The following is a 23,994-nucleotide window of genomic DNA, read 5'->3' on the forward strand; positions in this document are numbered from 1 at the left end:
GTATTACGACAATACCTCCTTAAGTTTTTCTGTTTGATGATCCGCTAAACCTTGCAAAGGCTTAACAGCAAGCATTTTCATCATCATATTTAAATCTGCAGAGATGGTCAGCTTAGCGGTAGTAGCATGATCTCCATTGGCCTCCACATTCCATTTTAATTCAATATCGAAAGGTGGTTTTTCTGTAGGTATAGCAATAAGCTCTTTATTTTCTATTCTTTCAGAAATCTTTATCGCAAGCTTAGCCATGTTCTGAATGGTAAAACTCGCCTCATCCGTAGTAGAAGACCAGTTATAAATATTTTCCGGCATCAATTGCTGGTGGTTATTCAGGTCTGCTAAAAATGCATAAACATCTTCTACCGGCTTATTAATTTCCGTAGTGCTTTCTATAACTGTCATCGGGTCTTTAGGTTAAATGTTCTAATTCTTGTCCCCATTCAGATGGGTTACTACGCCATTTTGTTAGCAGATCAACATCATTTTGTGCAATAAAACTATGTTCTGCTGCGTACTCAATTAAGGTGTTGTAATTGGATAGTGTAGTATACCTGCACTTTGCAGCTTTGAAATTCTCATCGGCCTGGTCAAATCCATAAGTAAAGATGGCTACAAGTCCGGCAACCGACAGACCTGCATTTCTTAAAGCATCAACTGCCTGTAGGCTACTTTTTCCGGTAGAGATTAAATCTTCAATAACAACTACACGCTGTCCTTCATGAATTTCACCTTCAATAAGACTTCCTGTGCCGTGTTCTTTAGCTTTTGCCCTAACATATGCAAAAGGTAATCCCAGTTCCTGGGCTACCAATGCGCCCTGAGGGATTCCTGCTGTAGCTACGCCTGCAATTAAATCTACTGAGCCGTATTCTTCCTGAATCAATTGCGTTAATTTCTGTCTGATGTAAGTTCTAACAGATGGGTGAGAAAGCGTGACTCTATTGTCACAATAAATAGGGGATTTCCATCCAGATGCCCATGTAAAGGGGTTATTTGGCTGTAATTTTATTGCTTTAATTTGTAATAAAAATTCAGCAACCTTTAATTCAATATCACTTTTATTGTACATGCTCCAAAAATACAGAATTTATGTTAATGACCATGCGTTGTTTATCACTGAATTGTATGCGTATTGTACTGGTTTGTTTCAAATAGCTGAAAGCCAGTTATTTTAGTTTCGTTCTAATTCGTGCCTGATTCGGCTATCATAGGGACCTGGTTCTACCCTTGTTTAGGTTTTGGTTGGGTCTTGCTTAGGTTTGGTTGGGTAAAAGGTACCTTTTCCCAACCAAAGCCCAACCAAAGCCTTATTAAAGCCCAACTTACCCAAGAACAAGACCCAAACCTGATCCGAATCAGTTGCTTGCTTAAACCGTACTGCTCATGCCGCAATATTTTTTTATACCCTGTTGTTCTCCGTAATAGAAAATAGATATATTTGGGTGTAAATATTATGAAAAACTACAGGATCTACATCAACGAGAATACCCTTTTTATATCGGATAGTGTTCCGAAACAGTTAAAAAACATTCAGCAACTGGAAAAGAAAGATTTTAATTTGCCTTCATTCTATAAAAATCTGGTTAAGGGTACACCTACCGATTACATCCTGGTAGATTCAGATCCTGAACTACTTTTTAAAAAAATAAAGAAAAGTTGTGAGCTGATTAAGGCTGCAGGTGGCTTAGTGGAAAATGCAAAAGGAGATTACCTCTTTATCTTCAGGAACAAAAAATGGGATTTGCCTAAAGGCAAGGTAGAAAAAGGGGAGAAGATGAAAGAAGCCGGTTTGCGTGAGGTAGAGGAAGAGTGCGGCGTTAAAATAGCTGTTAACGGCAAAAAGCTTTGTAAAACCTATCATGTTTATGTGCTGGGAAACAAACTTGTGCTTAAGAAAACAAACTGGTATAAGATGGCGGTTAAGGGAGAACCTAAACTGATCCCTCAAAAGGAAGAGGGCATTACAAAAGCACTTTGGCTATCTTCAGATGAGTTGAAACCCGTTTTGAAAAACACATTTCCATCAATTGTGCAAGTGCTGGAAGCGGGAAAATTGTTATAGAAAAGGAAGTGCCTGAGTAGGTAGAAATGGGCTTACGTCTCCTCCATACCTCAATATATCTCTAACAATGGTAGAGCTTATGGCAGAATACTCTGGTTTGCTCAATAATATGATGGTTTCCATTTCTGGCATTAGGGTTTGGTTGATTTGAGCAATTGCTTTCTCATATTCAAAATCTCCTACAGAGCGCACACCTCGTACCATAAATTGTGCGCCTATTTTTCTGCAAAAGTCCACTGTAAGGCCCTCATACAATTCAATATGAACGTTTTCGTGTTCTGCAAATACCGCGGTAACAATGTTTTTGCGTTGCTCAGCACTTAAAAAACTTTGTTTCGCGCTGTTTAGTCCAATGCCTACAATGATCTGATCAAACAAGGGCAGCGCACGTTTAAGAATATCAACATGTGCAATTGTTATCGGATCAAATGAGCCTGGGAAAAGTGCGATTTTCATATTGGAAAGATACTAAATTGTTTACTGTGCCTTCAATTTCTTACTGGTATTGACTATTATAGTTTTACAGGCTCAAAAAAGCTAAAGGAGGAATTCCCATACCTGCGGGTTTCTTTAAAACCAGGTTGTGCATTCAATTTTAGCAGAGAAGGGTGCTCTACAATCAATACACCATTGTCGGCAAGAAAGTTATTGTTTATCACCAATTGCGGGATAAGCGAAATGGTTGGTAAATCGTATGGAGGATCAGCAAAAATGATCTGATATTGTTGCTCGGGCTTTAGCAGGAACTTAAAAACATCAGCCTTTTCTACCTCAATTTCATTGAGCTTATATTTCTCAATCACTGATTTTACCCAGTAAATACATCCCGAATGTTTGTCTACCGCGGTAACTTCCTTGATCCCTCTTGAAGCAAATTCAAAGCTAATGTTGCCAGTGCCGCAAAATAAGTCGAGCACCGCACAATTGTCAAAGTCGTACGTGTTGTAAAGGATATTGAATAATGCTTCTTTAGCCATATCCGTAGTTGGCCTAACCGGCAGGCTAGCCGGTGCATTAAAGCGAATGCCTTTTAATCTACCGCCAATTATCCGCATAGGTCTACCGCAAGTATGGTGCTATAATAATGGTTTGGCATGTCTTTTAATAGATCGATGTTTAAATCTTCCCGATGCAGCACGTTAAATTCAATGTTATTGAAGTATTTACCTAATATTTTAAAGCGGTTGTCGTCATTTTGGATAATGCCACTAACCAATACACCTACAGCTTTAGTCTCTATATCCAACTGTTTGATCATCAGCAACAAGTAATAGTTAAATTCATCATCGTTGCTGATCTCATAGGTATGCTGAAATAGAAGGTTGTTGCCACCGGTATAATTAATTTGGAATGAACCTGCTGTAAAATCCACTAATAATGCATTTTGTTCTGGTTGCTTATTTAAACACAACAAAGGGGCAGATTGATCAACTATCTTGCAGTCTGCAAAAGATTCGTTTAATATTTTTTCAGCGTTGCTGTCTATGTTAAAAATGGAAGTAAAGTTAAAACTGTCCGATTTTTGTGCATGCAACTTGTCAGATTGACCTGTACTAAAGAATTTGGCATACTGATCAAGGTTCTGCTCATCTACAAATTCTGCAGGAACTGCGATGGTGTTTGGCGTATAAATAGCAGCCTTTACCTCCTGAAATGGCAAAGCGAGATAGTTGTCGGTTTTTAGTCGCCCGGCAAAATCTTGGATCGGATCGGCGCTTTCCTGTTGATCGTATAATGCTTTTAGTTTTCCGGCAGATCTATCTATGATCGCATAAGAATAGCTGTCTGCCGTAACCTTTATTAAAAGCGTACAGCTGGTGGCCGTTGCGGGGTCAAACTCAGTATCAACTAATAATATGCTATTTTTGCTATTCATATTCACAAAAATAATCCTTTTTTCTATAACCACAGCATCGCATATTTGATAAATGGACAAAGCCTCTTTAATTGCACAATCCTATCAATTTAATCCCACATCAGAGCAATTAAGCTTTTGTAAGGAAATGGCCTTGTTCCTTTCTCGACCGTTAGACAAGCAGTGCTTCATTTTGCGTGGTTATGCGGGAACGGGGAAAACAACATCGGTTGGCGCGTTGGTTAAGGCACTCCCAAAATTTGGTTACAGCAGTATTTTACTGGCTCCAACAGGACGAGCAGCTAAAGTAATGAGCAATTATACTGGCAGGAAGGCACTTACCATCCATAAAAAGATTTATAGAAAAAAAACGGCCGTATCAACAGAGATGTCCTTCCTTCTGGCACCAAACCTGGCAGAGTATACCCTTTTTATAGTGGATGAAGCCTCCATGATAGCCGATGAATGGAATACAAAATCTGGCTCTTCTTTTCTAAAAGATCTGATGGAGTTTGCTTATAATGGTAAAAACTGTGGGATTATCTTTGTAGGAGATACCGCCCAATTGCCACCTGTAGGTAGTGTGGATAGTCCGGCGCTTAATGGTAAGCTCATATCGGATAAATTTGGGTTGAAGGTTACTGAGGTTGAACTGACGCAGGTAGTGCGACAAGAAAAGGAATCTGGGATACTGGCCAATGCCACCATGCTTAGGGAGATTATCAACAACCACCAACTGGAAGAAGATGATTTGCCATTGCCAAAGTTCTTAACCACCTCTTATAAGGATATTTTTAGGATGACCGGACTAAAGTTGGTGGAGGGACTAGAATATGCTTATCGTAAATTTGAGATTGAAAATACGCTGGTGGTATGCCGATCCAATAAATCTGCAAATGTTTACAACCAGCAGATTAGGGCAAGGCTGCTTTATAGAGAGGAGGAGCTGACAGGAGGAGATCAGATCATGGTGGTAAAGAACAACTACTTTTGGTTACCTGAAAATGAATCGGCTGCGTTTATTGCCAATGGCGATATGGCTAAGATTACGCGGGTTAGAAATACGGAAGAGCGTTATGGTTTTCGTTTTTGCGAGGTAAATCTGGAGTTTATTGATTTCCCGGAAGCAGGAAACATTACCTGTAAAGTAATGCTGGATACACTTACCGGTGAAACACCTAGTCTCTCTTTTGAAGATAGCAATAAGCTTTTTGAGCAACTAAATATAGATTATGAGCACATTGGTAATAAGAAGGAGCGATTTGCTGCAATAAAAGACGATCCATATTATAATGCCTTGCAAATCAAATTTTCTTATGCAGTTACTTGTCACAAAGCCCAAGGTGGGCAGTGGGATGCGGTATTTGTAGACCAGGGTTATTTAACGGATGAGATGATAGATCTTGATTTTCTTCGCTGGTTATATACAGGGGTTACCCGTGCTAAGAAGGAATTATTTCTGGTAAATTTTGCTGCAAATTTATTTGCAACTGCTGCAGTTGAGGAGTTTTAACTGGCCAAAGGCATGGAAATAATAAACGTAGAGCCTTTGTTTTCCTCGGTTTCAATGGTAAGCGTACCACCATGCTGCTCCACAATGTCTTTAGAAATATGCAATCCAAGTCCGAGCGACTTTTCGCCATTTAAACCAGATCTTCCGGCCTTGGAGAACTGGTCGAACAACATATTCTTCAGGTGTTCAGGAATACCTATTCCGTAATCCTTTACTTTAATTTGGCACCCCGTGTTGTTTTTAGATAACTCAATATCAATAGGGGTGCTATTATCAGAGAATTTCAGGCCATTACCAATCAGGTTGTCCATTACCCGGCCAAACTTGGAAGCATTTAATGGAGTTAACAATTCAGATTCGTTTGTAATAAAATTGATTTTCCTGTTTGCTGCGGCATTGGTCTGCCAATTTAAGCAGATGTTGTTAATGTAGTTTACCAGATCAATATCCTGCAATTCAAAGGCTACTTTTTTTACCTGTATCACCTCAATTAGATCGTTAATAATATCCTTGGCCTGCTTTGAAGAGCTTAAGATCAATTTGATCTCTGTATTATCATTGCCTTCATTATCTTCCAACAAGATTCTGCTTAGCGCTTCAATATTGTTTAAAGGGTTCCGTAAGTCGTGCGCTACAAAACCAAGTATTTCACTTTTTTGTCGGTTGAGTTCCTGCACTTCTTCATTCTTTTCTTTGAGCTGCTTAATTCGCACAAAGTGTTGCGATTTATAAAAGTAACTATATCTGGCTGAAAGGAATAATACGAGCGACAATACTACGGAAGCTATAAAATTAAAAAGCTGCTGTGCAGGTGTAAGCACAGGTACAATTATTCCTATAAAGAAAAGAAAAATAACATATCCTACTAAGATTAAAATGTATTTCAGCTCAAGCGCAAAAAAGGTACTCACTATAAAAACCCCTAATAAGAACACCATTAGCGTGTTTTTAACATTGTGCAGGGAATAGATGTAGCTTACATAAAATGTACTGCTTAAAAGAAAGATAGTAAATGCCAGGGTAAGCAAGTTTCTGGAAGCCGGCCTCGCCCATTTGCCATTTAAGAATACGGAACTCAAAATAATGAATAGCGCAGAACCACTTAACTGGAATATATTACTTAAATTATATTCTGTGATGTTTGGAATCTTTAGGATCTCTTGATAATTTAAATGAGCAAAAATTCGAATTGAGGCTGAAAAAATAAAAAATGCTGTGCTTAAGATTTTTATCTGCTTAATATTAGCATAGCTATAGGACACCCTGAAATCAGAGATATATTTTGAGGGCGTTTTATATCGTAAAAGATTAAGCAATTTGGTTATTTTAAAAGCAAAAATAGCGAAAGGAAACGAAGTTGTGTTATTAATGTGTTATTTTTGCTAAAAAGTTATTCTATGCTTCAATTAGCCGCCATTGAGTTTAATAAAACGTTCTTTCTTAAGTTTTTAAAGTTCGGACTGGTCGGTTTTTCAGGTTTAATTGTTGATTTCGGTATTACTTACTTTTTTAAGGAGAAGTTGAAAATCCATAAGTATGTTTCCAGTTCCTTTGGCTTTGTGGTGGCTACCGCAACAAATTATACATTAAACCGTTTATGGACTTTCAATAATCATGATCCCAATGCTGCGGTTCAGTTTGGCAAGTTTTTTATAGTGTCACTATTTGGACTGGCATTAAGCAATGGGTTAATTTACATCCTTAATGACAGGTTAAAGTGGAATTTCTACGTCGCAAAGGCTTGTGCAATAGTGCTGGTGTCTTTGTGGAACTTCTTTGCCAATTATCTGTATACATTTACAGGATAGATGGTGCAACAACAGACGCATAACAGGGATCGGATACTGATCATTTTTTTGGCTATTTGGGTATTGATGAACTTGGTGCAGGCCACCTTTATGGATCTTCATGCTGATGAAGCTTATTACTGGATGTATTCCCGGTTTTTAGATTGGGGTTACTTTGACCATCCACCTATGGTGGCACTCTTTATTAAAATTGGCGATAGCCTTGCGCATAATGCATTAAGTTTGCGCTTTACCACGGTAATTTCCACGGCTTTAGCCTTATATGTGCTTTGGAAATTGCTAAGTGAAGAAATAAGGGATATCAGGTTATTTATTTTGCTGACTTCATCTCTGGTGGTATTCCACATGTATGGATTTATTACCACGCCAGACGCGCCGCTGCTTTTATTTACTGTGCTTTTCTTTTACGCGTATAAAAAATATGCAGAACTAGATAGTTATAAATGGGCAGTTATATTAGCTGTGATTATAGCCTGCTTATTTTATAGTAAGTACCATGCCATCCTGATTGTCTTCTTTACCGTTATTTCTAATTTTAGGTTGTTCAGGAGACCCTCTTTTTGGCTGGTTATTGCAATTGCTTTTATTGCATTTTTACCACATGTTTGGTGGCAGGTTCAAAATCACTATCCTTCTTTTTATTACCATATTATTGACCGCTCTGCAGATGCTTACCAGTTTGAGTTTACCTACCAATATCTATTGGCGCAGCTGGCATTGGCTGGTCCGCTAGTCGGCTGGTACCTTTATAGCGCTGCAGCAGCATACAAATCAAATAATCTATTTACCAGAGCATTGGTCTTTAATTTCTTTGGTATTTTCATATTCTTCTTTATCACCACTTTTAAAGGTAGAGTAGAAGCGCACTGGCCATTGCCCGGAATGATTTGTATGATTGCTTTGGCTTACTTGAATTTAGCAGGTAAAGCAATGCCCAAATGGCTGGACAGGTTATTTATTGCCAATATTATACTGATTGTAGTGGTTAGACTAGTGCTAATTATACCTGTTCCATTTTTAGAAAGGATTAATTTAATTGGCGATTACTTTGGAACACAGAATTGGGCCATGGCAATCCATGCAAAAGCAGGAGATGCCCCTGTGGTTTTCGTTGATTCCTTTCAATTGCCCTCTAAATACAATTTTTATAACAACACGACCAAGGGTTTTGGCTATGATTCTCGCAATTACCGTAAAAATCAATATGACATCTGGTCTTTAGAAGATAGCCTGAGAAACAAAAAGGTTTATTATGTTCTTCAGCACAGTGAGGGCCATAATGATCAGGATACTATCTATACGGATAAAGGTGTGTTTTATGGTCGCTGGCTGGACCATGTACGACTCTACCAAAAAGTAGATATAAGTCCGCTGAGCATGGAATCAAAATGGGTTGCCGGTAGTACTAAAACAGTTAAGGTGAAGATTAGCAATCCATATGATGAAGCCATTTCCTTAAATAATACCGGCCAACAGTACAAATGCTACATTGAATATGGATATAAACAGCAAGGCAAACTTATAGCGGCGCTTGAATCGGTTTCTTTGCCTGCCGGAGAAATTAAGATACCCGCAAAAGAAGCGGTTAATCTTGATTTTGTAATCAAGGCACCTAAACTTCCAGGTAACTATAAAATGATCTTCTCTATACGCACGGAGCCATTTTATGGAAGCAGGAATAGCAGCCACATTGGAATTGTTGTAGTTCCTTAAGTCAGTTAGTCTGCATCGTAGATCACCACTTTCTCAAACAAAACCTTAAACTGATCAAGGAAAGCAAGGTGTAATGGGTGAACCTGGTATACGTCATGACCAGCCATATCTTCAAAAAACACAGTTAAAGAAAAGGTATAGGTGGTATCTACTACTGCACGATCAATAGCCGCTGGTGTACCAATATGAAAAGTTTTGATAGTCTCAATACCTTGTAAAGATTCTAATCCTCCTTTAAAATCATTTTTTTGTTGAGCTGTAGTATCGGCTTTAAGCCAGAATAAAACGTGATGTGCAAGCATAATAGGGGTTTTGGGCAAATATAGCAATTGTGTTTTACTATCAGACGTAAAAAAATAGGGCGACAAGTTAATACCTGCCCCCCTAAACCAATCTTCCTCACTAATTCTTTTTAATTATGCCTTACTTGGCATTTCGCCTTTTTTATGGTTGCCTTTATGTGCTTTTTTTTCTTGTTGCTTCTTGTCTCTAAACGCTTTATAAGTTACACGTTGTTTATCGTTAAGGATCGAATTAATTTTGCTATCGCGCTCATCGAAAGCAGCTTTCATTACAGCCGGATCTTTTTTCTCTCCTTTAACATGCGTTGCCTTAATTTTTTTTATCTCAGCCAGGTTAAGTGCGTAAACTTTAGATTTCTGATCTGCCGTTAGCGATAACTTCTTGTCAAGCACATCAGTTGCATGTTGTGCTTTTTCTTCTGGAGTTTTGTGTTGCTTTTCTGCTTTTTGTGCAAATGCCATAGTGCCCATTCCAATAAATACTGCGGCTGTTAAGATTAATTTTCTCATGATCGTTTTTTGTTCGTTTTTAATGAATAGAGCGTAAAAGGGTTCAAAGGTTTAATATTACCTCCTGTCATTTAACAATTTTTAACATAAATGATATCAGATAGTACTTGCAGGAAGTGTAGAGTTTGTCTAATTTTCGCAGCGAAAAAATTCGGTCTAAATGGAAGATTTAAATACAAATACAGGGAGTTCATCTTACGGAACTGATATCCGTGCGTTGAATGAAATGATACAAAAGGAGAGTGCGTTTATTGATCTCCTTTTTATAGAGATGGACAAGGTTATTATTGGGCAGCGTTACATGGTAGAGCGCTTAATGATTGGTTTACTTGCTGATGGACATATCTTGCTGGAGGGAGTTCCAGGGCTAGCAAAAACACTGGCTATTAATACGTTATCTAAATGTATTGATGCTGGCTTCAGTCGCATACAGTTTACACCAGATCTATTGCCGGCAGATTTACTGGGAACCATGATCTATAACCAGAAAAAGGAAGAATTTATAGTTAGGAAGGGCCCATTGTTCTCTAATTTTATCCTTGCAGATGAGATTAACCGTGCACCTGCTAAAGTACAAAGTGCCCTGTTGGAAGCCATGCAGGAGCGGCAGGTGACTATTGGAGACAATACGTTTCCTTTACCAACACCATTTTTAGTATTGGCTACACAAAACCCGATTGAGCAAGAAGGAACTTATCCGTTACCAGAGGCACAGGTGGATCGTTTTATGTTAAAAGTGGTTATTGGCTATCCAAAAAAGGAGGACGAGAAAATGATCATGCGGGCAAATATTGCTCCTCAGGGTATGCCTAAGCCAACAAAGATTCTTCATCCGGATGATATTATAAGGGCAAGAAAAGTAGTGAGAGAGGTGTATATGGATGAGAAAATTGAGCAGTATATTATTGACATAGTATTTGCTACACGTTTTCCTGAGCAATACAAACTGGCAGATTATAAAAACCTGATCAGCTTTGGTGCTTCGCCCCGCGCAAGTATTAATCTAGCTTTGGCAGCTAAGGCTTATGCATTTATTAAGAGAAGAGGTTACGTGATTCCAGAAGATGTACGTGCAATTTGTCATGATGTTTTAAGACATCGTATTGGACTTACCTATGAGGCTGAGGCTGAAAACATAACTTCTGAAAACATTATTACCGGAATATTGAACGCGGTTGAAGTACCATAAGCTATGGATACTAAGGATCTCTTAAAAAAGGTTAGAAAGATCGAGATCAAGAGTCGCGGTTTAAGCAACCAGATCTTTTCGGGCGAATACCAATCGGCGTTTAAAGGTCGTGGTATGGCGTTTAGTGAAGTGCGGGAGTACCAGGTTGGCGATGAGATTAGAACAATAGACTGGAACGTTACCGCCAGGTTCAATCATCCTTACGTTAAAGTATTTGATGAGGAGCGGGAAATGACCGTGATGCTATTGGTAGATGTAAGTGGCTCAAAGAATTTCGGGACGCAGACTCAGCAAAAACAGGAGCTTGCAACAGAAATCTGTGCAGTTATCGCATTTTCTGCTATACAGAATAACGATAAAGTGGGTGTGCTGTTTTTTAGTGATCAAGTAGAGAAATTTATACCTCCAAAGAAGGGCAGGAGCCACATTCTAATGATTATTAGGGAGCTCATTGATTTTAAACCCCAGCATAAAGGAACCAATGTTGCCGAAGCACTCCGTTATTTTACCAGTGCAATCAAAAAAAGGTGTACCTCTTTCCTGATCTCAGATTTTATGAGCAGCTCTTTTGAGAATGAACTTAAAATTGCCAATAGGAAGCATGATTTAGTCGCATTGAGAATATTTGATCTTCATGAGGAGGAATTTCCTGATTTGGGGCTAATTCCTGTTAAGGATGAAGAAACAGGCCAGCTTGCTTGGGTAAATACAGGTGATAAGGAAGTACGCTTTCAATTTAAAAAGGCGGCACTGGAACGTAATGGCAGATTAGATGATTTATTTAAGCGTTCAGGAGTTGATTTTACCAAGATTGGTACACACCAGTCGTACATTAAGCCATTGATGACATTGTTTAAAAAAAGGGGAGCAAAGCGATAGCGTTATGAGACAATTAATGAATTGGTGTTTTTTCGGAATGCTATGTGTGTTCAGTTTAAATGGATATTCGCAAAACACAACTGCTGGTGCCAGGCTTGATAAATCAAGTATCTTACTTGGTGATCAAACTACATTGCGGTTAAGCGTAAGTTTGCCGGCCAATGGTAAGATAGAATTTCCGATACTTTCTGATACCATTTCTGCTAAAGTGCAGATTGTGGATATTGGGAAACTTGATACTGTAAAAGATGCATCAGGCCGCTGGGTAATTAGCAGGGCCTACACCATTACTGCATTTGATGCAGGAGTACAAACCATACCTGCGTTTAAATTTATTGGTCCGGATGGACAGCTGTTAACTGATCCAATACCATTGCAGGTGCAGGAAGTAAAAGTGGATACCACAAAGGGTGTATTTGATATTAAGCAACCCATGACCGTTAAATACGGATTTATGGATTGGCTAAAGGACAATTGGGGATTGCTTTTAGCTGAAACACTGTTGCCAATTGTTCTAATAGGCATCTGGCTGTATTATAGAAAGCATAAAAAAGTAAAACCAGTAATTGTGGAAGTTAAACCGGCAATACCGGCAGATCTGACTGCAATAAATAAGTTGCATGCACTTAGGGATAAGAAATTATGGCAGCAGGAAGAAGTAAAGCAATACCATAGTGAGCTTACAGATATTCTGAGAGAATACTTGGAGCAGCGCTTTAATATACCTGCTATGGAACAAACATCTGAAGAAATATTTGGGAGTATAAAAGATCGGGATATAACACCTCAGAATAAGGAAATACTTAGGGAAATACTATTGCTGAGTGATTTGGTAAAGTTTGCCAAGCAAAAACCACAAGCAGAAGATAATGAGCAAAGTATAGAGAACGCCCTGGCATTTGTTAGTGCATCTAGAATTGTAAATCCACCTGAAAATAAAATACAACAGGACGATGAACTTAATTGAAGGAATAGAATTTGCTAACCCTGGCTTTTTTTGGTTGTTATTGTTACTGCCGATTACGATTGGCTGGTATATCTGGAAAAACAGGGTGCTGCAGGGAACGATGAGAATGTCGACCATTGCTGGTTTCATCAGGGTGAAATCGAGTTATGCGATATTGCGGCATTACGGCATCGTTTTGCGGTCGCTGGCTTTGATCTTTATTATTACAGCATTGGCCCGACCACAATCGGCATTAAGCTGGGAGAACACCACAACAGAAGGAATAGATATTGTAATTGCTACAGATATTTCCGGAAGTATGCTTTCTGAAGATTTGAAGCCCAACAGGCTGGAAGCCGGGAAGAATATTGCTATGGATTTCATTAAAGATCGTCCCGATGACAGGATAGGTTTAGTGGTTTTTAGTGGTGAAAGCTTTACGCAGTGTCCTTTAACCATTGATCACGATGTGCTCATTAACCTGTTCAAAGATGTGAACAATGGAATGATAGATGATGGTACAGCGATTGGAATGGGACTTGCCACAGCAGTAAACAGGTTAAAGGAAAGTGAGGCTAAAAGCAAAGTAGTGATTCTGCTTACTGACGGATCAAATACTACCGGTTCCATACCACCAATAACAGCTGCGGAGATCGCCAAAAAAATGAATGTACGCGTCTATACCGTAGGTGTTGGAACAAAGGGTTACGCGCCATATCCGGTAAAGACCCCTCAGGGAATTCAGTATCAGCAGGTACCGGTAACCATTGACGAGCCAACGCTAGCCAACATCGCAAAAATAACAGGGGGTAAATACTTTAGAGCAACCAACAACGAGAAGCTTAAAGACATTTATCAGCAAATTGATAAGCTTGAAAAAGCGAAGATTGCGGTAACACAATACCATAAGAAAACAGAACGCTTTTTACCATTGGCATTAATAGCGCTTGGATTGCTGCTATTGGAATTTGCGTTGAGAAATACACTATTTAAAGGAGCCTTAACTTAATATGATGTTGCGTTTTGAAAACATACAATTACTCTGGGCATTGGCTTTAATTCCGTTAATGATTATTGTTTTTTTGATAATCAGAAGGTGGAAAAGAAAAGCATTAAAAGCATTGGGAGATCAGAAGACGGTAAGAATGGTTATTCCTGAGGTGTCTTTTAGCAGGCCGGGTATAAAATTCATTTTGTATATTATCGCCTTCGCAGCGATGATATTTGCCGTGGCCAATCCACAGATAGGCACTAAAGTAGAGGAAGGTAAAAAAAACGGCTCAGACCTGATGATCCTTTTGGATGTATCTAACAGTATGTTGGCAGGTGATTTGGCTCCCAATAGATTGGAAAATGCCAAAAGGGCAATATCTCAAATGATTGATAACCTGCACAACGATAGGGTAGGTATTATCATATTTGCAGGAGAGGCTTATGTGCAGCTGCCTATAACAACAGATTACTCGGCAGCCAAGCTGTTTCTGAACAATATAAACACCGAGATTGTACCTACACAGGGAACTGCAATAGGGGCTGCAATTGAGATGGGCATGAAGTCGTTCAGCCTGGTTAATGGAACTACCAAAGCAATGGTGATCATGACTGATGGCGAGAACCATGAAGATGATGCTGTAGCAGCGGCAAAGGAAGCAAACTCTAAAGATGTAACCATTCATGTGATTGGTCTTGGGTCACCGGAAGGAGCACCTATGCCTATTTATAGAAATGGCAATCCGGTGGGTTTCCGTAAAGATGAAAGTGGACAAACGGTTGTTAGTAAACTGAATGAAGACATGTGTAAGGAAATAGCTGCTGCGGGAGAAGGGGTGTACGTGCGTGCATCAAATGCGAATAGCGGACTAGGTATCGTGCTGGATCAGGTAAATAAAATGCAAAAAAAGACCTATGACAGTAAAGTTTTTAAGAATTATGAAGATAGATTCCAGTTCTTTTTAGTTATTGCTCTGGTACTGCTATTGGTGGAGTTCTTTATTTCCAACAGGAAGAATATGAAGTTAAGTGCGTTAAATTTATTTGAAGTAAGGGATATATGAGGAGGATAGTAATAGTTATTTTAATGGTATTACCGGGTACTTTACTGTTTGCACAGAAGGAGAAGCGGGATATCCACAAAGGGAATCAATTATACTTGCAGAAGAAATACGCAGAGGCGGAAGCGAGTTATCGCAATTCGGTTAACAAATCTCAGCAGTCTGTACAAGGAAATTTTAATCTTGGTGATGCCCTTTATAAACAAAAGAAGTTTGATGTTGCAGCACAAAAATTTACAGAGTTAGCTACCTCTTCCAATAACAAATCGGTAAAAGCAAAAGCCTATCATAATCTTGGAAATACTTTGCTGGAATCTAAGAAATTGGAGGAAAGCATCAATGCCTATAAGAAATCTTTAATTAGCAATCCAAAGGATGATGAAACCCGGTATAACCTTGCTTATGCCCAGGAGATGTTGAAAAAGCAACAGCAGAAGGACAAGGATAATAAGGATAAAAAAGATAAGAATAAGGATAAAAAGAACGACAAGAAGGACCCGAGTAAGGATAAGCAGGATCCTAATAAAGAGAAGAAGGATCAGGATAAAGATAAGAAGGACAAGGATAATAAAGATCAAAACAAAGGGGAACAACCACAGCCTGATAAACTTTCTAAAGACGATGCAGAACGAATGTTGGATGCACTGAACCAGGAAGAGAAGAAGACCCAGGACAAGCTAAAAAATAAAAAAGCCAAAGGCGTTAAGGGACGTATTGTAAAAGATTGGTAGGTTTGATTAATAATGAAAATGAGAAATATACTATTGCTGATGTTACTATTTTGCTCCAGAACGCTACTGGCAGCAGATATTCAGTTTACGGCATCAGTAAATAAAACAGAGGTTGAAGTAGGCGAGCTATTTGAGGTTAGTTTTACAGTTAACGGGTCTATGCAGCGCTTTACTCCGCCAAGTTTTAGCGGAATGCAAGTTGCCGGTGGGCCGAACCAATCTTCCAGCATGACTTCCATCAATGGAAACAGTTCTACAAGCATGGCTTTAAGCTACGATCTAGTAGCTGCTCAGGAAGGAGAATATACTATTGGTTCTGCTACTGTTTTGGTAGATGGTAAGCTATATAGGTCTAACCCAATCCGGATAAGGGTAGTGAAAGCAAGCGCAGCCACAAGAGGGAATTCTACTTCTGGCGGCGGTGCTACAGCTTCAGGAAATTCAACAGATATTTCCAAATTGATATTCATTCGTGCTGTAACAGATAAGACAAATGTATACCAAGGTGAGCAACTGGCGGTAACTTATAAGTTATATACAAGTATCGATATTGTTGATAATGCGTTGGACAAAATGCCTGATTTTAATGGTTTCTGGAGTCAGGAGATAAAAGTAAACACGCAAAATGTGGAGTGGGCTACAGAGATTTACAAGGGAGCAAGGTATAATGTAGCTGTTCTGAAAAAAGTTATTTTATTTCCTGAACGCTTTGGGAAATTGGCACTAGACCCTTTGGCCATGACATTTATAGTAAGGCAAAGTGTACCTTCAAACGACCCGATGGAACAGTTTTTTGGTGGTGCAACTAAAGATGTAAAGTATCAGGTTAAAAGTGCATCTGTAACTATCAACGTAAAGCCATTACCTGAAGCGGGTAGGCCTGCTGATTATCAGAGTGCGGTAGGTGATTTTTCAATCAGCTCCAGCATAGATAAATCTTCAGTGCGTGCTAACGAAGCCATAAATTACAATCTTATAATTTCGGGAACTGGAAACTTCAAGTTACTTAAAACACCGGAACTCACCGTTGCTGCAGATATCGAAAAATACGATGCTAAGATTGATGATAAACTTACAGAAAGTTTGGATGGAGTATCTGGAAGCAGATCATACACCTATTTACTAATTCCAAGACATAGTGGGAAGTACAAGTTAGCCCCATTCAAGTTCTCTTATTTTAATCCTGTTTCCAGGAAATATGTGGAGCTAAATATGGAGCCGCATGATCTAATTGTTGCAAAAGGTGATCCAGCTAATAATGTTACTGCATTTGCGAATGGCGGTCAGCAGGATATTCCTGAGCTTGAAAAAGATATTAGGGACATTAAAACCGCTTCTTCTGAATTAAAAGTTCCATCTGATGGGTTTTATGGATCACTGGCATTTTTCTTTTTAATAATTGCAGGACCTTTATTGTTTTTACTAGCACTTGCTTACCGAACATGGTATAGAACCTATAATAAAGATGCTGTAGCGGTTAAAGGTCGTAAGGCAAGTAGAATTGCAGCCAGGCACATGGCCAATGCTCAGAAGCAATTGGATGCTGGGGACAAAAAAATATTTTATGAGGCTGTTTATAAGGGGCTGTATGGTTATCTTGCCGATAAATTAAATATTTCTGCAGCTGATCTAAGCAAGGAAATTATAGTTGAAGCATTGTTGAATAAATCAATCGATTCTGCAATTATTAAAGAGGTTGAAGAAACGATAGACCTATGTGAAATGGCGCGCTATGCTCCAATGGCGGGAGTTTCTCAACCAGAGGTACTGGAGAAAGCAAAACGAATTATTAAAGACATCGAAAATGCACAGACGTAAGCTAACCCTACTATTTGCACTGCTCACTTTACCGTTTTGGACCATTGCGGGCGGAACTACGGATTCCCTTTTTGCAAAAGCAAATAGGGCGTACGCGCAAAAGAAATATGAAGCTGCTGTTAATACCTACAATCAAGTTTTAAATGCTGGTGCCAAAACTGCAGCGGTATATTATAACCTGGGCAATGCACATTTTAGGCTTAATAGCCTTGCACCGGCAGTTTTAAATTATGAAAGGGCACATCGCATATCTCCTAATGATAAAGATATTAATGCTAATCTTGCTTTTGCTAACTCCAAGATTGCAGACAAATTAGAAGTTGTGCCAGAGCTGTTCTTTATGAGGTGGTGGAAGTCCTTTCTCTCTTTGGTAACTGTTCAAAATTGGTCGATTTTTGGAGTACTTTCTTTGCTTACGGGATTCTCTGGTGTCATAATATATTTGTTTTTACAAGAATATCAATTGAAGCGTATTTCATTTTTCAGCGGTCTTTTGTTGATATTTCTGGGTATTTGCTTTATAGGTTTTGCCAGTTCAGAAGATAGCTATCTACAGACGCACAAAGAAGCTATAATCTTCAATGGGATAGTGAATGTGAAAAGTGTAGCAGACATAAAGCAGAAAACCCTTACTATAATTCATGAGGGTACGAAAGTTAGAATTATTGAACTTAAGGATAATTGGTTTAAAATAGAGTTGCCAAATGGAAATATAGGCTGGGTTGAAGCAGGAGCATTGCAATTGATCTAGTAATTTTAAGTCCCATTCCATAAATTATGTTTGCTTATTCTTAAATCTTTTATAATTTAGCAGCAACCAAGTATAAAATCAATGAACGATCTCTCCCCGCATGTCGCTAAATTTTCGACATCCTTTACAAAATCATTTTACAGTTTCTCTATTAATACCTATTGCAGTGCTTTTAGATAATTAGCATTACTGTGCCTATTATTTCTTACTTTCATTATTTTTCTAACCAAATATTCCCTCTATTATGTTCAAAAAAAGTTACTTTTTAGTTTTAATGTTTGGGCTTTCGCAGCTTTTACAAAGCTGTGCCAAGAAGGAAGCCTCATTCAATGTCGTCGAGATGACGCTGGACAAGTCTGCCGTTTCCCTGACACCTAATGGTAGTATAAGTGTTAATATTTCTACTGGAAATGGTGACTATACTGCAGTTTCATCCAATAATGATGTGGCAACCGCTAGAATCGCTGACAATGTGATTACGATTACCGCCACTACAAAGCAAGAGCGCGCGAATGCTGTAATTGTTGTGACAGATAAGATGTTTAAGCGGCAAAGTATTGATGTAGTTATTGCCAAACTTTTTGAGATGACCTTAAGTACTACTGAGGCCGCAATGGAAATAGGTGTTCCAGGTAAGGGCGAACTTACTATTAATATAAATACAGGAAACGCTGGTTATAAGACTGAGCTACTTGAAAACTCAAGTCAATTTGTTGAGATCAATAATACAAAGCTGGAATCTCATGCCAAGTTTACAATAAAGGCCATTGCTGCAGGCATTGCAAAGATCAAAGTGACAGATGCACTTGGTAAACAAGCCCTGCTTACCCTTACTATTACTGCACCTTCTACGCTGTTACTTTCAAAAAGCGATATCACTTTAACCGCTGTGCAAGGAACTGAAGACATTACAGTAACTAAAGGTAATGGTGATTATAAGGTTTCGGTTGCAAACCCCCTGGTTGCTAAAGCGCTAGTTAAGGGAGATGTGATTAGCATAAAAGGAAAAATTAATGGAACAACTGTTGTTGTTATTGAAGATAAAAAAGGACAAAAAGCAGCTGTTAATGTTAAGGTTGACGGACCAGCTTTCGCAATGAATTTAAGCGACCAGTATTTCGGCTATGCCAACTTCAATGATATTGCAATTGTTGACGGATTTATAAAAACACTTAAGCAAGTAACCTTTGAAATGACCTGTAAAATTGACGGCTACCGTGGTCTTCAGACTTTTATGGGATTAGAAGGTCAGTTGTTGATAAGAGGCAAAAATGATGACTACCGTCCAACCCATCCCTTGCAGATAGTTGGTTTAGGAGATAAGATTACTCTTGAAAGTACCAGGAGTTTTAATTTAAATGAATGGATGAACATTGCTTTGGTTGTGGACTGTGATCAACAGAATGTTACTGAGAAATACAAATTATACATTAACGGAGTTCAAGATGTTCTGGTAGTCGCCCGCCAGGATGAAACACATTCCTCTATTAATTTAGCTTCAAGTAGTGATGGAAATAGGTTTGAGATTGGTCGTGCTTTTGGCCAGGATTTTAGAGCAATGAAGGGCACTGTATCTGAAGCCCGAGTTTGGACAGTTGCACGTACTGCCCAGCAAATTAAGGACAATATGTGCGTCTTAGCTCCGGGAACAAATGCTGGATTGCTGAGTAGGTGGAATTTCACTGCAGGGGCTGAAACAGGCTATATTCAAGATAGTAATGGTGGTAAATATGAGACCAATCTGATTCTTGCTAATGCAAAGCTTGGAGGTGATTATACACAGGTTAAAGCACCTAAAACTGTTTTTGTGAGCAAAGGCTGTCCTAATTAAAAGCATTATATCCTTAATTTTCTATACCTAATATATTTTGAAATGAAGATAATATCTAAAATACATATACTTTGCCTGATCTGCTTCTTAATTGTTATATCCTGTAAGAAGACGGAGATAGTAGCCTTGCCGGAAGATTCCATTAGCAAATCCATTGCACCTGTTACCAAATTGGTTGCAATGCCGACAACCGATGAGAATGAATTGGAGCTGAGTTGGACCAATCCGGATGATGAGGCTTTAATGAAAGTGTCCATTACCTATTCACCAACAGATGCGGGAGTAAAATCTACACCAAATCCAATTGTTGTTAACGCAACAAAAGGAAGTAGCCAGAAAGTATCGATTATGGTGCCTACAATCACCAAATATGTGATCAGTGTTGTGGCGATCAATAGGGCAGGCGCAGTGTCGGCAGCAACCTCGGTTCAAGCAACTCCATATTCAGTTAGCATACCGGACTTAACACCTGTTTTTCTCAAGCGAGCAGATACGTTAATGTCGTCATTGGTAAAGTTGTACCTTGATGGCAAAGCCAGGGATATCTGGACTTCCAACTATCCATTCAAAACAGGGTTTTGGGATGGTGCTGCAGTAATATGGGGACATGGAGGTGCATTTTCTGGATACGTGGCTTTGAAAGAAGCATCAGAAGCTTTTCCTGCCTATAAAAATAAGGTTGCTAACTTATACGATGACAGGTTACTTACTGGAATAGACCAATTTAGAAATACTGCGAACAATAAAGCAGAGGCTTACGCAGTTTACCCTGGTCAGGGTGATGAGCGATATTACGATGATAATATATGGGTAGGGCTTGATATGATTGATTTATTTACGCTAACTAAAAAACAAAGCTATTTAACCAGGTCTAAGATGGTTTGGAATTTCATTTTAACAGGTACAGATGATAAGATGGGCGGAGGGGTATATTGGAAAGAATATGGGAACTCCAAAAATACGGCTTCATCTGCACCTGCAACGGTTCTTGCAGCTAAGTTATATCTTGCGACTAATGATCCTACATATTTAAAGAGCGCAAAAGATCTTTACGCATGGACCAAGAAGACCCTTCAGGACCCATCAGATTACCTGTATTGGGATAACGTAGTGCTTTCTAATAGTAACGATCCAAATTCAGCGCTGATAATTGCTAAGGAAAAATACCCTTACAATTCTGGTCAGCCAATGCAGGCTGCTGCATTGCTTTATAAGATAACCGGTGACAGTCAATACCTGACTGATGCTCAGAATATCGCTAAGTCGGCCTACAAGAAATGGTTTATCCCATTCAATTCTTATACCATTGGAGAATCATTTAGGATTCTAGAACCAGGACATGTTTGGTTTCAGGCAATTATGTTTAGGGGATTTATTGAACTGTATAAGATTGATGGAAATAAAACCTATGTAAAAGCTTATCAGAAGACGATGTTAAATGCATGGCTTTCCAGTGCGCGAAATAAATCTACAGGTTTAATTAATGAGGACTTTAGAGGAGGCACTACACAAGCAAATTTTGATATACTCCATCAGGGAGCGTGTTTGGAAATGATTTCCAGATTGGCTCTGTTGGAGCAGGAAGGATTCTAATAATTTCTTAAAAAGAAAAGAGGCTGTATCGTGGTTAAAGATGCAGCCTCTTTTTTTTGTTTGATAAACTCGCGAATTAGAGTGCGGGTAGTTTTTTATCTAGATATTTTACAAGGAGATTTGACCAAATTCTAAAAGTATTCTTTCCTTTTTTAACGCTCAGGACCAACGCTTCTACGGAATAATTCTTTGCCAATAGCGAATATAGGTTTTCAAGGCATTCATCTAACGTTTCAGGTTCATACTCATTCCAATCCCTATCTCCTTGATAATCTATTCTGTTTATCAGTTTGTTTAAGAAACTTTGAGGTGCATTTAGAATTAAACCCGGAGCATATTGCAAGATAACCTCATAGTCAATCTTTTCGTCGATATAATCAATCATCCTTTGGTAATTACCTTCACTTTCCACTAGCGCTAAAGAAAATTCTGCCGCATGGCTATCATAATGGGCCATTTGTCTTGCATTTGCTAAAACTCTATTTTTCCAATGGTTAAAATCGTTATCAGAAGAACGATGGAGAGAAACAAATTGATAATCCAGGAAATCTGGGTTTTTGAGTAATTGACGCTTAAGAACTGCAGAAAGCTTCATTTCATCTCCACTCATCTTATATATTTCTATAAGTCTTTCGTAGTATTCGAAATCGTAGTCATTATTCGTATTTTCCTTTATTTGTAGCAGACAATAAGCTTCAGCAGATTTAAAATCTTCCTCTTCTATCAATGTATCAATGAGCTTAAGATTATAACTTAACGCATGCCTTATAGGTGGAAATAAGTGCTTGTAAGTTTTAAACTGATCGTTCAGGATCACTAATCTAAACACATGCTGCAGAAAGTGATCCCTATCGTGTTGCGATGCAGATACTTTTTCCTCGTAAATCAGTACCATTAATTCCACTATTATACTTTTTCTTTCTTTGTCGCTGGAAGTAAAAAGTGTTGCAATAAGCTCCAGATATGGTCGGCGGAATCCGTAATCATTTAAAAATAACGCTTTGGTAAAATAGGTTAAGCTCTTTTTCCAGGAATCGTTTTCTCGGATGTTTGTGACTACTGCGCTAACCTCTTCGATGATCTGTTTAATGTAGCTACTAATTCTTTTGCTGGTGGTACTAAGGCGATCCTCATAAAAGCTACAAACATCTATTATTGCATTAAACTGTAAGAAATAAGCTTCATTAGTTGGCTGGGCACGATAATTTTCTAATATGCTCCGGTGAAGATCTGACCAAAGTTCAATAATTTTTTTAACCTCCAGAGCATCTGCTTTAGTCTTTTTGTTGATGACAGCCTTCAAGCAATTTTGAGTTTGATCAATGATTTCTTGTGGGGTATAATCTGAAGACTTATTGGCAAATTCATTCATGAAGGAGATGCCAATGTCTTTATGCTTTTTTGCAATTTTTAATACCCATTCAGTTAGCAATCGTGGATCTGCTAATTCAATTGCTTCCTGCAATGGATCTATTTTCTTTGCCTTAGTGATTTTTGCAGGTTGTTTTTTGTCGCCTTTCACTATAAATAAGAACAGTGCTGTTTTATGCTGGCAGAAAGGGCTGGGGTCTTCACAGTCGCATTTATGGAAAATTACTGCAGATTTCTCCAAGGTAATATTCACATCGAAGCTTTTATTGAGCACATCTATATAGGATTCGAAATGACCAGGACTAATCTCATCGCATTCCCTTACTGCGCATTTTTGTGATTGTTTTATTAATTCTGGAGAGAGAACTGATTTATAATTTTTAATTGTCAAATTCATTGCAATATAATGTCTATTGGAGATACCTGGTCACTAAATTGGTGTCGTTGTTGCCCAAATATACCATTATCCTAGTGATTATTAGATGGCTTTATCGGCTGAATTTTGTGTATGTGGTGCCTGGCTTCGTATATTTTGTATTCGTTACAGGCACATCAAAGATTATTTATTCGCCTTTTGGATATACCAATGATGCAGAACCGATAGCCGACGGATACAGAATGGATAACCGACGTACGAAGCCGTGCCGAAGCCAGGTACTAGCCAGGCCGAAGGCAGAGGGTCATGGTGGACAGGGGGTGAAAGTAGAAAGCTACCAAAAAGCTTTTGAAGCCACTAGGAAATTATTAATCAGGCTGGGTCACATTGGCTAAATATTTTTTAACACTATACTGTTTAGGCTTCATCCCTATATGATTTTCAAATACTTTTGTGAAATGACTAAGATTGGTAAAGCCGAGCCGGTAGCCGACATCTGAAACTGATAGTCGCTTTTCATCTCGCTTCTCTAATTCCATTAATAGCCTGCAGATCAGCTCTTCTGCCTTAATACGTAGAAAAAACAGTTTGAATGTTTCACTAATAACCTGAGTTCGATTAATAAAATCGGAACAAAACGGTAAATATCGATAAAGAAATAGTAGATAAATTGGTAATATTCAGTAGAATTTTAT

General features: G+C 38.6%; 24 protein-coding genes. 14 read left to right on the forward strand and 10 right to left on the reverse strand.

Features of this window, described 5'->3' with window-relative positions:
- Positions 1-3: 3 nt before the first annotated feature.
- Together ACVWYN_RS17685 and pyrE are read right to left on the reverse strand one after the other, a co-directional pair.
- Positions 4-402: an SRPBCC family protein gene (locus tag ACVWYN_RS17685; protein WP_457290218.1), complete on the reverse strand. Its 399-nt coding sequence runs from the start codon at positions 400-402 to the stop codon at positions 4-6.
- 7 nt (positions 403-409) lie between these two features.
- On the reverse strand, positions 410-1,069 hold the full coding sequence (gene pyrE, locus ACVWYN_RS17690) for an orotate phosphoribosyltransferase (protein ID WP_457290219.1): 660 nt from the start codon (positions 1,067-1,069) through the stop codon (positions 410-412).
- Positions 1,070-1,453: 384 nt separating this feature from the next.
- Here pyrE and ACVWYN_RS17695 point away from each other — a divergent pair, with 384 nt between their 5' ends.
- Positions 1,454-2,062 carry an NUDIX hydrolase gene (locus tag ACVWYN_RS17695; protein WP_457290220.1) on the forward strand — a complete coding sequence of 203 codons (609 nt, stop codon included), beginning with the start codon at positions 1,454-1,456 and terminating at the stop codon, positions 2,060-2,062.
- Here ACVWYN_RS17695 and coaD read toward each other — a convergent pair.
- Genes coaD through ACVWYN_RS17710 form a run of 3 tightly spaced genes read right to left on the reverse strand, consistent with a single transcriptional unit; the run spans position 2,057 to position 3,938 of the window.
- Complete coding sequence (gene coaD / locus ACVWYN_RS17700; RefSeq protein ID WP_457290221.1) at positions 2,057-2,518, reverse strand: pantetheine-phosphate adenylyltransferase; 462 nt, start codon at positions 2,516-2,518, stop codon at positions 2,057-2,059. The two genes, ACVWYN_RS17695 and coaD, sit on opposite strands and share 6 nt — an antisense overlap.
- Positions 2,519-2,574: 56 nt before the next feature.
- Entirely contained in the window at positions 2,575-3,117 is a 543-nt protein-coding gene (locus ACVWYN_RS17705) for an RsmD family RNA methyltransferase (RefSeq protein ID WP_457290222.1), read from the reverse strand.
- Complete coding sequence (locus tag ACVWYN_RS17710; RefSeq protein ID WP_457290223.1) at positions 3,108-3,938, reverse strand: DUF3822 family protein; 831 nt, start codon at positions 3,936-3,938, stop codon at positions 3,108-3,110. Before ACVWYN_RS17710 ends, ACVWYN_RS17705 begins: the two co-directional genes overlap by 10 nt.
- Positions 3,939-3,990: 52 nt before the next feature.
- Here ACVWYN_RS17710 and ACVWYN_RS17715 point away from each other — a divergent pair, with 52 nt between their 5' ends.
- The gene (locus ACVWYN_RS17715; protein WP_457290224.1) at positions 3,991-5,430 is read left to right on the forward strand and encodes an ATP-dependent DNA helicase; all 1,440 of its coding nucleotides are present in this window, start codon (positions 3,991-3,993) and stop codon (positions 5,428-5,430) included.
- Here ACVWYN_RS17715 and ACVWYN_RS17720 read toward each other — a convergent pair.
- Positions 5,427-6,509 (reverse strand): sensor histidine kinase, encoded by a 1,083-nt coding sequence (locus ACVWYN_RS17720; RefSeq protein WP_457290225.1) that lies wholly within the window; start codon positions 6,507-6,509, stop codon positions 5,427-5,429. The genes ACVWYN_RS17715 and ACVWYN_RS17720 overlap by 4 nt on opposite strands.
- A 318-nt stretch (positions 6,510-6,827) precedes the next feature.
- Between ACVWYN_RS17720 and ACVWYN_RS17725 the strand changes: the two genes are divergently transcribed.
- Both ACVWYN_RS17725 and ACVWYN_RS17730 read left to right on the forward strand, forming a co-directional pair.
- Positions 6,828-7,238 (forward strand): GtrA family protein, encoded by a 411-nt coding sequence (locus ACVWYN_RS17725; RefSeq protein WP_457290226.1) that lies wholly within the window; start codon positions 6,828-6,830, stop codon positions 7,236-7,238.
- On the forward strand, positions 7,239-8,951 hold the full coding sequence (locus ACVWYN_RS17730; protein WP_457290227.1) for a glycosyltransferase family 39 protein: 1,713 nt from the start codon (positions 7,239-7,241) through the stop codon (positions 8,949-8,951).
- A 5-nt stretch (positions 8,952-8,956) separates the two neighbouring features.
- Here ACVWYN_RS17730 and ACVWYN_RS17735 read toward each other — a convergent pair whose 3' ends face one another.
- Both ACVWYN_RS17735 and ACVWYN_RS17740 read right to left on the reverse strand, forming a co-directional pair.
- Entirely contained in the window at positions 8,957-9,253 is a 297-nt protein-coding gene (locus ACVWYN_RS17735; RefSeq protein WP_457290228.1) for a Dabb family protein, read from the reverse strand.
- A 114-nt stretch (positions 9,254-9,367) separates the two neighbouring features.
- Complete coding sequence (locus tag ACVWYN_RS17740; RefSeq protein ID WP_457290229.1) at positions 9,368-9,763, reverse strand: hypothetical protein; 396 nt, start codon at positions 9,761-9,763, stop codon at positions 9,368-9,370.
- 160 nt (positions 9,764-9,923) lie between these two features.
- On the opposite strand from ACVWYN_RS17740, the gene ACVWYN_RS17745 reads away from it, so the two are divergent.
- From ACVWYN_RS17745 to ACVWYN_RS17790, 10 genes are all read left to right on the forward strand, one after another.
- Complete coding sequence (locus ACVWYN_RS17745; protein WP_457290230.1) at positions 9,924-10,952, forward strand: AAA family ATPase; 1,029 nt, start codon at positions 9,924-9,926, stop codon at positions 10,950-10,952.
- A gap of 3 nt (positions 10,953-10,955) precedes the next feature.
- Positions 10,956-11,831, forward strand: a complete 876-nt coding sequence (locus tag ACVWYN_RS17750) for a DUF58 domain-containing protein (protein WP_457290231.1) — start codon at positions 10,956-10,958, stop codon at positions 11,829-11,831.
- A gap of 16 nt (positions 11,832-11,847) precedes the next feature.
- A complete protein-coding gene (locus ACVWYN_RS17755) occupies positions 11,848-12,798 on the forward strand; it encodes a BatD family protein (RefSeq protein WP_457290232.1) in 951 nt (316 codons plus the stop codon).
- A complete protein-coding gene (locus tag ACVWYN_RS17760; protein ID WP_457290233.1) occupies positions 12,785-13,786 on the forward strand; it encodes a vWA domain-containing protein in 1,002 nt (333 codons plus the stop codon). The genes ACVWYN_RS17755 and ACVWYN_RS17760 overlap by 14 nt, the downstream gene beginning before the upstream one ends.
- 1 nt (position 13,787) lies before the next feature.
- Positions 13,788-14,831: a vWA domain-containing protein gene (locus tag ACVWYN_RS17765; protein WP_457290234.1), complete on the forward strand. Its 1,044-nt coding sequence runs from the start codon at positions 13,788-13,790 to the stop codon at positions 14,829-14,831.
- Positions 14,828-15,559, forward strand: a complete 732-nt coding sequence (locus ACVWYN_RS17770; protein WP_457290235.1) for a tetratricopeptide repeat protein — start codon at positions 14,828-14,830, stop codon at positions 15,557-15,559. Before ACVWYN_RS17765 ends, ACVWYN_RS17770 begins: the two co-directional genes overlap by 4 nt.
- A gap of 18 nt (positions 15,560-15,577) precedes the next feature.
- Positions 15,578-17,377 carry a BatD family protein gene (locus ACVWYN_RS17775; RefSeq protein ID WP_457290236.1) on the forward strand — a complete coding sequence of 600 codons (1,800 nt, stop codon included), beginning with the start codon at positions 15,578-15,580 and terminating at the stop codon, positions 17,375-17,377.
- The gene (locus ACVWYN_RS17780) at positions 17,364-18,128 is read left to right on the forward strand and encodes a tetratricopeptide repeat protein (RefSeq protein WP_457290237.1); all 765 of its coding nucleotides are present in this window, start codon (positions 17,364-17,366) and stop codon (positions 18,126-18,128) included. Before ACVWYN_RS17775 ends, ACVWYN_RS17780 begins: the two co-directional genes overlap by 14 nt.
- Before the next feature lie 244 nt (positions 18,129-18,372).
- Positions 18,373-19,959, forward strand: a complete 1,587-nt coding sequence (locus tag ACVWYN_RS17785; protein ID WP_457290238.1) for a LamG-like jellyroll fold domain-containing protein — start codon at positions 18,373-18,375, stop codon at positions 19,957-19,959.
- A gap of 42 nt (positions 19,960-20,001) precedes the next feature.
- A complete protein-coding gene (locus tag ACVWYN_RS17790) occupies positions 20,002-21,552 on the forward strand; it encodes a glycoside hydrolase family 76 protein (RefSeq protein WP_457290239.1) in 1,551 nt (516 codons plus the stop codon).
- A 76-nt stretch (positions 21,553-21,628) separates the two neighbouring features.
- Here ACVWYN_RS17790 and ACVWYN_RS17795 read toward each other — a convergent pair whose 3' ends face one another.
- Positions 21,629-23,320, reverse strand: coding sequence for a hypothetical protein (locus ACVWYN_RS17795; RefSeq protein WP_457290240.1), 1,692 nt, complete (start codon positions 23,318-23,320; stop codon positions 21,629-21,631).
- 347 nt (positions 23,321-23,667) lie between these two features.
- On the reverse strand, positions 23,668-23,838 hold the full coding sequence (locus ACVWYN_RS17800; protein WP_457290241.1) for a helix-turn-helix domain-containing protein: 171 nt from the start codon (positions 23,836-23,838) through the stop codon (positions 23,668-23,670).
- Positions 23,839-23,994 lie beyond the last annotated feature (156 nt).

This window comes from Pedobacter sp. UYP24, assembly GCF_054057295.1.

Coding starts and splice junctions, on each gene's coding strand:
- ACVWYN_RS17685 (WP_457290218.1), bottom strand. CDS start 402: ATGACAGTTATAGAAAGCACTACGGAAATTAATAAGCCGGTAGAAGAT.
- pyrE (WP_457290219.1), bottom strand. CDS start 1,069: ATGTACAATAAAAGTGATATTGAATTAAAGGTTGCTGAATTTTTATTA.
- ACVWYN_RS17695 (WP_457290220.1), top strand. CDS start 1,454: ATGAAAAACTACAGGATCTACATCAACGAGAATACCCTTTTTATATCG.
- coaD (WP_457290221.1), bottom strand. CDS start 2,518: ATGAAAATCGCACTTTTCCCAGGCTCATTTGATCCGATAACAATTGCA.
- ACVWYN_RS17705 (WP_457290222.1), bottom strand. CDS start 3,117: ATGCGGATAATTGGCGGTAGATTAAAAGGCATTCGCTTTAATGCACCG.
- ACVWYN_RS17710 (WP_457290223.1), bottom strand. CDS start 3,938: ATGAATAGCAAAAATAGCATATTATTAGTTGATACTGAGTTTGACCCC.
- ACVWYN_RS17715 (WP_457290224.1), top strand. CDS start 3,991: ATGGACAAAGCCTCTTTAATTGCACAATCCTATCAATTTAATCCCACA.
- ACVWYN_RS17725 (WP_457290226.1), top strand. CDS start 6,828: ATGCTTCAATTAGCCGCCATTGAGTTTAATAAAACGTTCTTTCTTAAG.
- ACVWYN_RS17730 (WP_457290227.1), top strand. CDS start 7,239: ATGGTGCAACAACAGACGCATAACAGGGATCGGATACTGATCATTTTT.
- ACVWYN_RS17735 (WP_457290228.1), bottom strand. CDS start 9,253: ATGCTTGCACATCACGTTTTATTCTGGCTTAAAGCCGATACTACAGCT.
- ACVWYN_RS17740 (WP_457290229.1), bottom strand. CDS start 9,763: ATGAGAAAATTAATCTTAACAGCCGCAGTATTTATTGGAATGGGCACT.
- ACVWYN_RS17745 (WP_457290230.1), top strand. CDS start 9,924: ATGGAAGATTTAAATACAAATACAGGGAGTTCATCTTACGGAACTGAT.
- ACVWYN_RS17750 (WP_457290231.1), top strand. CDS start 10,956: ATGGATACTAAGGATCTCTTAAAAAAGGTTAGAAAGATCGAGATCAAG.
- ACVWYN_RS17755 (WP_457290232.1), top strand. CDS start 11,848: ATGAATTGGTGTTTTTTCGGAATGCTATGTGTGTTCAGTTTAAATGGA.
- ACVWYN_RS17760 (WP_457290233.1), top strand. CDS start 12,785: ATGAACTTAATTGAAGGAATAGAATTTGCTAACCCTGGCTTTTTTTGG.
- ACVWYN_RS17765 (WP_457290234.1), top strand. CDS start 13,788: ATGATGTTGCGTTTTGAAAACATACAATTACTCTGGGCATTGGCTTTA.
- ACVWYN_RS17770 (WP_457290235.1), top strand. CDS start 14,828: ATGAGGAGGATAGTAATAGTTATTTTAATGGTATTACCGGGTACTTTA.
- ACVWYN_RS17775 (WP_457290236.1), top strand. CDS start 15,578: ATGAGAAATATACTATTGCTGATGTTACTATTTTGCTCCAGAACGCTA.
- ACVWYN_RS17780 (WP_457290237.1), top strand. CDS start 17,364: ATGCACAGACGTAAGCTAACCCTACTATTTGCACTGCTCACTTTACCG.
- ACVWYN_RS17785 (WP_457290238.1), top strand. CDS start 18,373: ATGTTCAAAAAAAGTTACTTTTTAGTTTTAATGTTTGGGCTTTCGCAG.
- ACVWYN_RS17790 (WP_457290239.1), top strand. CDS start 20,002: ATGAAGATAATATCTAAAATACATATACTTTGCCTGATCTGCTTCTTA.
- ACVWYN_RS17795 (WP_457290240.1), bottom strand. CDS start 23,320: ATGAATTTGACAATTAAAAATTATAAATCAGTTCTCTCTCCAGAATTA.
- ACVWYN_RS17800 (WP_457290241.1), bottom strand. CDS start 23,838: ATGGAATTAGAGAAGCGAGATGAAAAGCGACTATCAGTTTCAGATGTC.